We start from the raw sequence: 12677 nt of genomic DNA on the forward strand, positions 1-12677 counted from the left end.
TTTTTTTCCTCCTATTTGCGTCCTGGTTGGAGTCTTGGATCTACGAAACCGTAAAGAACATCCACCACCAGATTGACAAGTACATACAACATGGTTACAAATAGTACAACTCCCTGAATCACAAAGACATCTCTTCTGTTGATGGAAGTCATGGTCAGCATACCAAGCCCCGGTATGTTAAACAACGTTTCTGTGACAATAGTACCTGTGATCAGACTTCCGAATGACTGTCCCACCGCTGTTAAAATAATCGGCGCTGCATTTTTAAGTCCATAGACCAGAACCACTTTCATCTCTTTCAGTCCCTTTGCCCGGGCTGTATGGATGAAGTTTTTATAAAGCACATCCAGAAGGGAAGATCTTGTCATTCTGGTAAGATATGCTGCCTGTACGATTCCAAGTGACAGAGCCGGAACAAACAGATATTTCAGATGTTCGCCAAATCCTGCAGAAAGTGTGGCATAGCCTGCAACCGGGAACCAATGATTATACACACTGAAAGCAAGCATCAGAAACATACTGAGCAAAAATCCCGGAAGTGCAGAACCGAGAAGTGAAATTGAAACGGCTGTTACGTCAATGGCTGTTCCTCTTTTGTAAGCCGCAAGGATTCCAAGCGGTACGGAAAGGATCAGTGCAAAAATCTGTGCAAGAATTGCCAGACTTAAGGTTGGTCCAAAATACTCTCCGATTGCCGAAAGAACAGATGTCTGAAGAAAATAAGAATTTCCCCAGTTCCCGTGTAACACATTTCCAAACCAATCAAGATACTGTACCAGAAATGGTCTGTCAAAACCAAGCTGTGCATTGAGTGCACTGATCTGATCCGGAGTTGCTTCCATACCAAGAATTGCCGTTGCAGGTCCCCCGGGGATCATGTAAACTACCAGGAAAGCAACAACTGATACGACAAACATAACCGGGATCAGTGATAAAAGTCTTTTTCCGATATAAGATAACATACTGTACTCCTTCTTTAAAAAACGGCGAGCCGCATCTGCTGCTCGCCGTTACCATCTCCGGATTATTTTGAAACTGTTGCGTTCCATAAAATCGGGAATCTTAAGTAATCATAACCTTCTACTTTTGTGCTAAGAGCATTTACGCCTGTGTAATGCCCGATAACAGATGCTGCACCATATTCATAAAGAAATTCCTGTAGATCTGCCCATGCAGCAGAAGCATCTTCTGTAGATGCAGCAGAACGGATCGCTGTAATTCCATCTGTAACTTCCGGTGTATCAAGTCCTGCCCATCCTTTATCAAGCACGGATAACTGAATCGGAATTACGTTGTAGCTGTTACTTGTCACATACATGCTGAACTGTTTCGGATCTGCACGATGTTCCATGAAAGTACTGAAATCATAGCTTTCAACTTCAGCATTGATTCCAACTTTCTTTAACTGTTCCTGAACAACCAGTGTTGCACTGTACATTTCCGGATAATCCGGTGTTGTTACAAGTACAAGTTTTTCGTTATTATATCCTGCTTTCTTAAGAAGCTCTTTTGCTTTATCCGCATCCTTCTGGTTGTAATATTCTTTTCCTGCATCTGTTCCCCACTGTGTATCTGACGGGTTGAACCATCCCGGATTTTCTTCGTAGAGGTCTTCGTTACCGTAACATGCAAGAAGAATATCGTCACAGTTAAGTGCAGCAAGCACGGCCTGTCTCATATCCTGGTTAGCCATGATTCCTTCTGTTGTATTAAGGAAAAGGTTAAGTGTACCACCCTTTGTAATGCTAAGTGTTACGTTAGAAGCATTTGCCAGATCATCATAGTTATCCAACGGAATTTCTTCAACAACATCATACTGTCCGTTCTGTGCACCTGCGAGTCGTGTAGATGCATCTGTAACGAAATCAAATACCAATGTCTTTGTTGCAGCGGTTTTTTCGCTTGCAAGACCAGATGTTGCATTTTCATTTCCCTGGTAATCATCATTCTTCTCTAACTTGATGTACTGATCCTGTTTCCACTCAGCAAGTTTATACGGACCTGTACCGATGAATTCGCTGATTCCTTCATCTGTAGCAGCTTCAACAATCTCTGCCGGATAAATAGCTGCGAACATGATCGGGTTAGCAAGAACGGTAATAATATCAGAAGAAGCCTGGTTAGCTGTCATCTTCACTGTATAATCATCCACTTTTTCAAATGTAGATCCACCGATCAATGTATTTGCCTTTGGTGATTTTTCTATCCAACGGTTCATAGATGCAACAACGTCATCTGCAGTCATCTCGTTGCCGTTATGAAATTTCACACCTTCACGAAGTTTAATGGTATATTCAAGACCATCTTCGCTTACTTCGTAAGATTCTGCAAGAACCGGCTGCGGCTCATAGTTTTCATCCATTGCAAACAGTGGCTCAAAAATATGATACGCAATCTGTCCTACAATGTTGGAGTTGCTGATCTGTGTGTCAAGTGTTGGCGGGTTTGCTGATACTGCAATGTGCATTTCATCTTTTGCCGCTGCTGCTTCTGTCTGCTTTGCATCTGTGCTGCCATCTTTCTTGTCTGATCCCCCGCAACCTGTTGTTGCAAGAAGAGCTGCACATAAAGAGAAAGCAAGAACACGTGAAAGTGTTTTCTTTTTCATTAATTCTTTCCTCCTAAAATTGTCATATAATTAACACCTTTTGTAGTATACATCAATTATATTTATAAGTCTAATTGTTTTTTCCTATAAGTATTGTTAATATTTTATTCTTCTATAACTATTCTTTAACTACCGCGATTACATGCTTTCTGTTCAGTCCATCTAATGTTTTTATTATATTCTTCTTACACGTTTTCGGCAATCAGCAATTTTTCCGTATAACACTTTACGGAAAGCTGAGAAGTCTCACGCTATGATACATCAAAAGTTGAGGAAATATTGGGGAGTTACACTACTCCCCAACAAAATAAAACAGGCAATCTCCGCCTACTTATTTCAGAAGAATGAGGCGAAGTTTCATACGCCAGTTGGGGAATTAAAATTCCCCAGCTCACTCCCCAACTTTTACCCAATTCCATGCATAAATAGCGATAATTTACGATAAGTCGAAATTTATTCCCCAATACGCAAAAAAACCTTGAATTCAAGGTTTTTCGTTGATTTACATAACAAAAAGGACATTCGCAATCCGCTTTGCTACTTGCTCATAACAAAAATGAGATTGCAAAGCAATCCCATTTTCGTTAAATTCTTTTGTGAACTGTTCGATTATGCGTTCATCTGAGCTGCAACTTCAGCTGCGAAATCTTCATTTTTCTTTTCAAGACCTTCACCTGTCTCGAAACGAACGAATTTCTTCAGAGTGATAGTTGTTCCGTTAGCTTTTCCAACTTCATCAAGGTATTTAGCTACAGACTGTTTTCCGTCTTCAGCTTTTACATATACCTGATCTAACAGACAGATTTCCTTCATCTCTTTGTTGATACGTCCGGAAATCATTCCCTGGATAACCTTTTCCGGTTTCTGAGATTCTTTCGGGTCGTTCATAATCTGAGCAAGAAGAATTTCTTTCTCATGTGCGATGTAATCAGCATCTACATCTGCCTGGCTTACATACTTAGCATTTAAAGCTGCTACCTGCATAGCTACGTTTTTCAGAGCTTCTTTAACAGCATCGTTAACAACTGCTGTATCAGCTTCTACAAGAACACCGATACGTCCGCCACCGTGGATGTAAGATACTACACAGCCATCTGTAACGATCTTTTCGAATCTTCTGATGCTGAGCTTTTCTCCGATTACAGAAATCTTTTCTGTAAGTGCATCGTTAACTGTCTTAGAAGCATCTTCGTTCCAAGCTTCAGCCATGAATCCTTCCATATCTGTAGCTTTTGTAGTAAGTGCCTGATTAACAACTGCTTTTACGAATGCCTGGAAATCAGCGTTCTTAGCAACGAAGTCTGTCTCAGAGTTAACTTCTACGATAGCTGCTGTCTTATCTTCTTTAACGTCTGCCATAACAATACCTTCAGCTGCGATACGTCCGGCTTTCTTAACAGCCTTAGCTTCGCCATTCTTTCTGAGGTATTCGATTGCTGCATCCATATCTCCGTTAGATTCGTTCAGAGCTTTTTTGCAGTCCATCATACCAGCGCCTGTCATTTCTCTTAATTCTTTTACCATGCTTGCTGTGATTGCCATGATTTTTTCCTCCATCTTTCAATATGATCTTTTGGATTGTTCGAATTATTCTTCTGTTGTTTCTTCAGCTGTTTCTACGTCTTCGCCTTCGTAAACTTCTTCTGCTTCGCCCTGGTTTGCTTCGATTACAGCATCAGCCATCTTGGATACGATAAGTTTTACAGCTCTGATAGCATCATCATTTCCTGGAATTACATAATCAAGTTCTTCCGGATCACAGTTTGTATCAGCAATACCGATCAGCGGGATTCCAAGTGTGTGAGCTTCCTGAACACAGATTCTTTCTTTCTTAGGATCTACTACAAAGATAGCATCCGGGATTCTCTTCATTTCTTTGATTCCGCCAAGGTTCTTTTCAAGCTTTTCCCATTCTTTCTTGATTTCGATAACTTCTTTCTTCGGCAGTACATCGAATGTTCCGTCTTCTGACATAGCTTCGATTTCTTTCAGACGAGTGATTCTGCTCTGGATTGTCTTGAAGTTTGTAAGCATTCCTCCAAGCCATCTTTCGTTAACATAGTACATTCCGCAACGTTCTGCTTCTGTCTTGATAGCATCCTGAGCCTGTTTCTTTGTTCCTACGAAAAGGATCTTTCCACCTTCTGCTGCGATGTCAGATACTGCCTGGTAAGCTTCATCTACTTTACCTACAGATTTCTGAAGGTCGATAATGTAGATACCATTTCTCTCTGTGTAGATGTACTCTGCCATCTTAGGGTTCCATCTTCTTGTCTGATGTCCGAAATGAACACCTGCTTCTAAAAGTTGTTTCATTGAAATAACGCTCATGTTTCTTTCCTCCATTGGTTTTTTACTTCCGTGTGCTTATGTCCGCGAACCATGCTTGTCAGCTTTGGCACCACCGGGATAAACCACACACGTGTTTTTTTGCAACGTTAGCATTGTATCACAAAAGCCCTGCATACGCAAGGCTTTTTTCAGGGTTTCCCCTGCAGGTTCTCATATTTTTTCAAAATCAGCAGCAAAAAAGCTGATATCCGACAAGGAGGCACAGCAGAACGATCAGGATTCCGATAAATATGCTCGGAATAAACATCATGATCACCATACCCAGTGCCACAAAAAACAGTGCAAAACCAAATACCCGTTTCATCTTCGTTCCTGCTTTTTCCTCTTTTACAATAAATATATGCCAGAAACCTACGTCTATTCCTGATTTTCCGGAGAATCTGCTTCATTTAACAGATCTGCCACATCCTCCTCCGTCATCTTATCCTCAGAAGGGGATTTAAAACGGTCGATCACATCCGGGACCATATCCAGGATCTTGGTCATGGTATCCTGATTTTTGATGTTGACCAGTCTGGTTGTTCCGTTCTGGATCACAAGCACCGCACTCGGGATCATCTTTCCGCCGAGTCCGCCGGCTCCTCTGTCCTTTTTGTCCGCATGAAATGCCCCTGCTCCGATTGCAAAAGATACATCAACAAGCGGAAGAATGATCGTATCTCCGATGTGGATTGCATCTCCTACAACGGTTTTGGATGATACCACGCCGTTCATCCCTTTAAACAATGCATCTACTGTCTCTTTAAACTGATTATCTACTGCCATTTTTTCGATTCCTCCTGTTATTTTCTATCGAAAGCTTTACCATTTAAACTCCCTGATATCATAGTAAGTGCTGCGGATATTCTTATCCAGCAGCATCTTTGCTGCAAATACTGCCATATGAACTGTTCTTAGTCTTCCTTTTACATAAACGGAACCTTCCAGTACCCGCTTTTCAAAATCCGGTTCCAGATCCATATTTTCTCCGATAAATGCATAAAACATTCCACAAAGTGCCAGTACCTGTCCGGTATGGTAAGGATCTTCAAAACCGAAATGCAGTTTTACGCGAAGCTTTTTCGGCTTCAGAAAACGCTTCACCCAGACCAGTTCCTTTTTGCCACGTGCAAAAGCTGCTTTATGATTTTCCTGTTCCAGAAATTCCAGAATTTTATCTTTTTTCTCTGCGATATTCTTTATTTTATCACATAAATTCTTCCATGTACATTTGATCTTTTCCAGGATCTCACGAAGCTTCTGACTGAGCTTCCGGATCAGTTTTCCAAATGCTTTGACTGGTTTCTTCCGCTTTCGTGGAGTTTTGTGAGCCTTTCCGAATCCTCTCTCGCCATGAACATCCTTTTTTTCTCTGGATTCACTTTCCTTTTCCGGTGTAGCATTCTCTTCTTTTTTTTCTGAAAATGTTTTCACCTTCGTGTCAGGACTTCCCTGTGTTTCTGTTTTGGACTTCTCATCTTTCACATCCGTATGCTCTGGCTTTGCATACGTTCCGCTTTCGGCTCTCTTTTCCGGCAGCGTCTGCGGCTTCTTTACATCTGCCGCATCATTTCTTTCTGCCGTTCTCTCACTGACCTTCTCCGCACCGGCTTTTTTTCCGCCATCCGGCTTTTTCTCCTTCTTTCTCGCCGGTTTATCTTCCGCTTCCAGAACATCTCCCAACTTCTTCCAGGCAATCCGCCCCTGCCATTTCACATCACCGTTCCGATACTCCACTCTTCCTGCAATCAGATGAAGCAGCCATGAAATCTTAAGATTCCCCTCTGCATCTTCCAGCTTTCCCGGAAACTCGGCACGCAGTTCATACCTCAGCGGTACAAAGAGAAGGACACCGATCACAAGTAGCAGGATTCCAAGAATCACCAGAAGAAGAATCCCGATAATCTTCAAAATCAATCCAATGATATGTAGAATCATGCTTCTTCCCTCTCCTGCTTTCTGATGTAGGACCGGATATCCAGATCCCCTGTTTTTTCATAAACTTCCTTTGCGATCTCTTCTACCAGATACAGCGCATCATCATATCCGCTTGCAAGACCAACTGCGAAAATATCATCATCGATCACACTTCCCTGGCGGAACATCAACGTCGAATAAAATTCCAGCTGATTTTCCCCTTCTTCGATCAGTGCGATCACATAAGTTTTCAACGGATATTTTTTTTTATTCAGTTTTGCAATCACTTTTTCTTTCTTTTTTGCCATGCTCTCACTGACATAAAGATTTTTGTAAAACCTCATGTGCGCTGTCTCCCCGACCTTTAATTATTATAGTAAGAATCAAACACCTGCTTTGCGACACTGACACCAGTAATGGTCGCTGTATCTGCATCCTCGACACAAACGCTGATCGCCAGCTCCGGATTATCCACATTGGAAAATCCGACAAACCAGGAATGTACTGTATTTCCATCTTCACTGACCTCGGCAGTTCCGGTTTTCCCTGCCACTGTATAAGACGCACCTGAAAGCGCAGCTCCGGTACCATAATCCACAACCGCCTTCATGTATTCCGTAAGCTGTGCAGCTTCAGATGATGTCATAAGCTCTTTGTAGCTTTCCGGCATATATTTCTTCACCGTTGTGCCTGCATAATTTGTAATCTTGTCCACCAGATACGGCTTCATCAGCTTTCCACCATTTGCGATCGCCGAAACGATCATCGCCATATGGTACGGACTGACCTGTGTCTCTCCCTGACCAATTGCAGTCATCATCGTATCTGCATCTCCTGCACCTGTTTTCAGGCGGAAACTGCTTTCATTATATTTCACATCACCCGGAAGCTTGCTGTTAAACAGCATCTGTTTGGCAGTCTTTCTCCATTCTGCCTTATCCAGCTGCAGCCCGATATTTGAAAACGAAGAATTGCAGGAATTTGCAACCGAATCCGTCAGATTCTCTTCCCCATGGGCAGTGCTGTTATAACAGTGGATCGTCGCCCCATTCTGTGAAAATTCTCCATTACATTCAAACGAATAATTATTATAATCTGGATTCTGCCGCATAAAAGCAAGTGTTGTCACCAGCTTGAATGTCGACCCCGGTGTATACTGTCCAAGTGTAGCCCTGTTAAGAAGCGAACTGTTCTCGTCATTGTTCAGTGCATCCCAGTTTTCCGAAACATTATTCGGATCAAAAGACGGCTTCGATACCATTGCCAGAATCTTCCCTGTACTTGGCTCCATCACGACAACTGCACCTTTGTTATCTCCCAGTGCATTATATGCTGCATTCTGCAGGTTCGCATCCAAGGTTGTGACCACCGTATCTCCCGTATTCTTCTGGTCTTTAAATTCATTCGCCAGCTTTTCCAGGAAAAAGGCATTTGAAGTCAGAAGATTGAAATTCTGTGAGGATTCCAGTCCGGATTTTCCTTTTGCGGCATATCCGACAACATGTGAAAACACTTCTCCCTCCGGATATTCCCGTGTTTCCGATCCATCGTCATTTGTCACAGTCTGTGCAAGCACTTCTCCATTTTTATCTGTAATACTGCCACGCAGCACACGGTCCGCAAGAAGATCCTGACGGATATTGTACGTGCTGTTGACAACCTCTTTACTTTTTACCACATTAAAATAAACCAGATATCCCATCAGTACCAAAAACAGTGTTACAAAAATATAAGTAACTCTCGTCAGTTCTTTATTGGTCATCTGCTTCTCTTTTTTCTTACTGGCTCCGCTTCTTTCTGCCTGTGCTTCTTTCGGACGCCGCTGTCCGTTTTTTAGGCTGCTGCGTTCGGCCTTTTTCTTCGGTTCGCCATCCGTTCGTCTGCTGCGGCTTTTTCCTTCTGCCTTCTTCTTTTGGTCGTGATACCCGCTCTCGTCTGGCAGGCTCTCCAGCTGCTGATCCAGATCTGGAAGTTCGTCTTCTCTGTAATTTTTTTCTTTCAATGTCTTCTTCCTCGTCTTCTCTTAATACATACAGTCCCTGAATGATCGCAAACATAATGATCGTACTGAGAACGGAGGTTCCACCGTAGCTTACCAGCGGAAGTGTCACTCCGGTAGACGGAATGAACTTTGTCACACCTCCGATCGTCAGAAATGTCTGAAAAATATAACAGGTTCCAAGTCCCAGTGCCACCAGTTTATAAAAGCTGTCCCGAAGCTGCATCGCAATATTCAGAAACATCATATAAACACTGACACATACCAGGATCAGACAAAGTGCAAAAATCAGTCCCATTTCCTCCGCAATTGCTGAAAAAATGAAATCTGACTCTGCAACAGGTATCTGATCTGCCGCCCCTTGAAAAAGTCCCATTCCAAACCAGCTTCCTGTACCGATCGCCATCAAGGATTGTGCCACCTGATAACCACCTTCATTGTAAACGGCAAATGGATTCTTCCATACCAGTACACGCACACGGACGTGGTTAAATAACTTATATGCCACAACTGATGCCCCACTTCCTGCAATCAGTCCGGCAAGTACATAAAGTGGTTGTCTGCTTGCCACATAAAGCATCACCAGATATACAGCAAAGATGATCAGCGCCGCACCAAGGTCTTTTGACACAACCAGGATCAGTACATGCATTGCTGCCACTGCCGTTGTGATCACAATATTCTTAAATGAAGTGTCATTCTTCAGACTCGCCGCAACGAAAAATACAAAAATGATTTTCACAAGCTCAGATGGCTGAAGGGTAAAACCTCCGATTGCAACATTCAGCATCGCTCCTCCAGTCACACGTCCTACAATGATAACGACCCCAAGCATTACAACACCTGCAATTGCATAGAATATTTTCCATTCTGACAGAGCTTTTACCTTCCGGATGATGACCGGGATCACAAGACTTATCGCTACGGATGCACTGACAATGATAAACTGCTTTACCGCAAGCGAATACGAAAGTCTGGTGATCATAATAAAACCGATTGCCATCAGCATACACATATTGTTTACAACCAGCCGCGACACCCGCGGGTAAATTTTTGTATACAGCAAAATAACTGCCAGAAACAGTACCACCTGCATCCCGTAAAATCCGATCATTTTTGTTTCATTTTTCTGCAGATACATCACCAGAAATGCAATCATATGAAGCAGAAACATCAGCACATTCTGCTTTCTGAAAATACTTCTCTGTGTATACTCATCTGCGTAATTAAATACTGCAAAACATTCAAATGTATAGACCAGCATCAGGGCTATCATCAGATATTTTGACAGCTCTACAATTATATTGACCAAAATTCCACCTACTTTATTCCTCTTTTCCAGTGTCCCCTGGTGTACGTTCCCTCCGGAAGTTCTTTTCCTTCAAAATACGCACTTAAAATCTGCCTTACCTCCTGCTGCCTTTCAGTAGTAAACATCAGTCGGATCCGCCCAGGACCGATCTGATATACCTCTTCCATCCGGTCTCCCAGATATAATGGTACATAATTGTAAAGGATATTATAACAGTAATCACATTCATTTTTTACCACAAATGAATTACGATATCTGTCAGTTATTGTCATCTGTCCGGATTTTTTCTGACATCCTCTGGTCGTTTTCTGAATACATCCTGCAGATACCATCATCGGAAGATAACCATATACGATCACTTCTCCATCCTTTACCCGGAGATCCTGGAGTTCTCTTTCTGTCAGTTCCACGGGCGCTGTAAATTCAAAAACTCCCTTTTCCTTCCAGAATTTCCTGCTTTCCTGATTAAATTCATACAGATTGTAATCGGCCATAATCCTTCCGGTATAACCATGCTCTTTCAGAAACGCAAAACTTTCATAATTTGCGATCAGAATGCCGTCCCATCCGGCTCCGAATATCCGGTTATATGCAGCTTCATACTGTTTTCGGGTTCTTTCCCGGAAAATATAAGGCATGACCAGATAAATTTCTTTCCCTGCTGCATGTACTTTTGTAATCCACTCCACATAGCTGTCCTTCTCCCAGATGCGAGGGAACATGGTACAATCCACATAGATTCTTCCGATTGCTTCTTCTTCCAAGATCACTTCCAGCTGTTCTGCGGTTCTTACCGATGCCGTCCATCCGGAAATTACCTCTTCCTCCATTGAAAGCTCTGTCGTATCTTCTTCCGGATCTTTCACTTCACCACTTCTTCTGTATTTCTCACAGATCACTTTTTCCAGTGTCTCCAGTGCTTCCCTTCGAAGTTCGTTCAGGCTCTGCATCGGAAGAAATACTTTTTCTCCGATCTCGACCTTTAAAAAGGAAAATTCAAATTCCGTATTTCCCGTCTTGCGCAGCTGCTTTTCAATCCGCTCTCTGCTCATCGGCTGGCTCAGTGCTTCCTGTGCTTTTTCACCGGCAACCGTAATCTCGGCATCCCGGCACTTCACCGTAAGCGTTGCCGTTTCCTGCGGATACAGCTGGAAAGTTCCGCAGATCCGTTCTTTTATTTTTCCATTTACAAATTCTTCACGCAGCGTGTCAATCAATGTGCTGTTTCTTGTACGCATCCAGATTTCATCCCTCTTGAACGGGGTATCTGCAAATACCGGGATCTGCACATTCATTCCTTTTCTGACTGCATCCTTACAGGTATAATTATCTGCTTTTTCCCTGCCTTTGCGCATCGGGAGTTCAATAATATCCTGCGGATACAGGTCTGTCAGTGCTTTTGCAGTCACATTTCTGCCTTTTTTAGCAAGTACCTTTACTGCCGGCACTCCTGCATGGTTCGGACGGTTTAAGGAAATCATCTCCCGTCCATTCTGTGTATGATAATAACCCGTATGGAAACCGCCACGGTTATAGAGATCCAGCAGCATCTGCCGATCCTCCTCGCGGACACGGTATTTCTTCATCGCATACGCTGCCGGATCCTCTTCTGCCGGACATTCTTCGTAATATTTCAGATAAAGATCGGCATATTTCCGGTACTGAAAAGCGACTGCTGCCGCATACTCCGGCTTCTTCATCCGGCCTTCAATCTTGAAAGAATAAATCCCGCTCTCGATCATCTCCGGGATCAGTTCCAATGTACAGATATCCTTAAGACTCAGCAGATACTGTGGTCTCTTTGCTTCCGGTGTCCGGTAAAGCAGTCTGCACGGCTGTGCGCACTGTCCACGGTTGCCACTTCTGCCGCCGATAAAACTGCTGAACAGGCACTGACCGGAATAGCAATAGCAGAGTGCACCATGTACAAAGCTTTCAATCTCGAGCTCTGTCTCATCGGCAATCTTCTTCACCTCTGCCATACTCAGTTCTCTGGATGTAACAATCCGCTGTGCACCTTCCTTTTCCAGAAACTTCGCCCCATCCACTCCCGTAAGCGTCATCTGGGTACTTGCGTGGATCGGAAGATCTGGAAAATGCTTCCGGATAAAACGGAACAGTCCAATATCCTGCACGATCACCGCATCCAGCCCCTGCCGGTAATAAGGGAGCAGATAATCATACATCTGTTTTTCCATCTCACGGTCTTTGATCAGTGTATTCACGGTCAGATACAGTCTTCTTCCATGCAAATGCACATAATCAATTGCCTCTAAAAGTTCTTCCTCCGTCAGGTTATGTGCATAAGCACGTGCCCCGAAAAGGGCTCCCCCTGTATATACCGCATCAGCTCCTGCTGCAATTGCCGCTTTCAGGCACTCCATACTCCCTGCCGGTGCAAGGATTTCAACTCTGTCTTTCATATAACTCCTCTATCTTTAAATAACCTGTATACAAAGCCCCTGTGTTGCAGACATTTCTCTTTGTATACCGGAGTATCAAAAATAGAC

At 43.1% G+C, this 12677-nt stretch carries 11 protein-coding genes; all 11 read right to left on the minus strand.

The features are described 5' to 3' along the window. Nucleotides 1-11: 11 nt before the first annotated feature. Nucleotides 12-962, minus strand: coding sequence for an ABC transporter permease (locus PGU50_RS03880; protein ID WP_117558288.1), 951 nt, complete (start codon nt 960-962; stop codon nt 12-14). A gap of 62 nt (nt 963-1024) precedes the next feature. Next, nucleotides 1025-2608, minus strand: a complete 1584-nt coding sequence (locus PGU50_RS03885) for an ABC transporter substrate-binding protein (protein WP_117558290.1) — start codon at nt 2606-2608, stop codon at nt 1025-1027. Nucleotides 2609-3217: 609 nt separating this feature from the next. Next, complete coding sequence (gene tsf / locus PGU50_RS03890) at nt 3218-4150, minus strand: translation elongation factor Ts (protein WP_044999250.1); 933 nt, start codon at nt 4148-4150, stop codon at nt 3218-3220. 45 nt (nt 4151-4195) lie between these two features. Further along, entirely contained in the window at nt 4196-4939 is a 744-nt protein-coding gene (gene rpsB, locus PGU50_RS03895; RefSeq protein WP_270246153.1) for a 30S ribosomal protein S2, read from the minus strand. Between the two features lie 187 nt (nt 4940-5126). After that, nucleotides 5127-5264 carry a hypothetical protein gene (locus PGU50_RS03900; protein WP_008375213.1) on the minus strand — a complete coding sequence of 46 codons (138 nt, stop codon included), beginning with the start codon at nt 5262-5264 and terminating at the stop codon, nt 5127-5129. A gap of 53 nt (nt 5265-5317) precedes the next feature. Continuing rightward, entirely contained in the window at nt 5318-5725 is a 408-nt protein-coding gene (locus PGU50_RS03905; RefSeq protein WP_055155563.1) for a GerW family sporulation protein, read from the minus strand. Between the two features lie 36 nt (nt 5726-5761). Next, nucleotides 5762-6877, minus strand: coding sequence for a DUF2953 domain-containing protein (locus PGU50_RS03910; protein ID WP_270246154.1), 1116 nt, complete (start codon nt 6875-6877; stop codon nt 5762-5764). Then, entirely contained in the window at nt 6874-7200 is a 327-nt protein-coding gene (locus tag PGU50_RS03915; protein WP_117556001.1) for a hypothetical protein, read from the minus strand. The genes PGU50_RS03910 and PGU50_RS03915 overlap by 4 nt, the downstream gene beginning before the upstream one ends. A 20-nt stretch (nt 7201-7220) precedes the next feature. After that, on the minus strand, nt 7221-8558 hold the full coding sequence (locus PGU50_RS03920) for a peptidoglycan D,D-transpeptidase FtsI family protein (protein ID WP_117556404.1): 1338 nt from the start codon (nt 8556-8558) through the stop codon (nt 7221-7223). Nucleotides 8559-8634: 76 nt separating this feature from the next. Further along, nucleotides 8635-10167 carry an FtsW/RodA/SpoVE family cell cycle protein gene (locus PGU50_RS03925; protein WP_117556003.1) on the minus strand — a complete coding sequence of 511 codons (1533 nt, stop codon included), beginning with the start codon at nt 10165-10167 and terminating at the stop codon, nt 8635-8637. A gap of 8 nt (nt 10168-10175) precedes the next feature. Further along, on the minus strand, nt 10176-12590 hold the full coding sequence (locus PGU50_RS03930) for a U32 family peptidase (protein WP_270246155.1): 2415 nt from the start codon (nt 12588-12590) through the stop codon (nt 10176-10178). Nucleotides 12591-12677 lie beyond the last annotated feature (87 nt).

The sequence above is a fragment of the Coprococcus sp. AM11-30B genome, assembly GCF_027674365.1.
Taxonomy (GTDB): domain Bacteria; phylum Bacillota; class Clostridia; order Lachnospirales; family Lachnospiraceae; genus Allocoprococcus; species Allocoprococcus comes.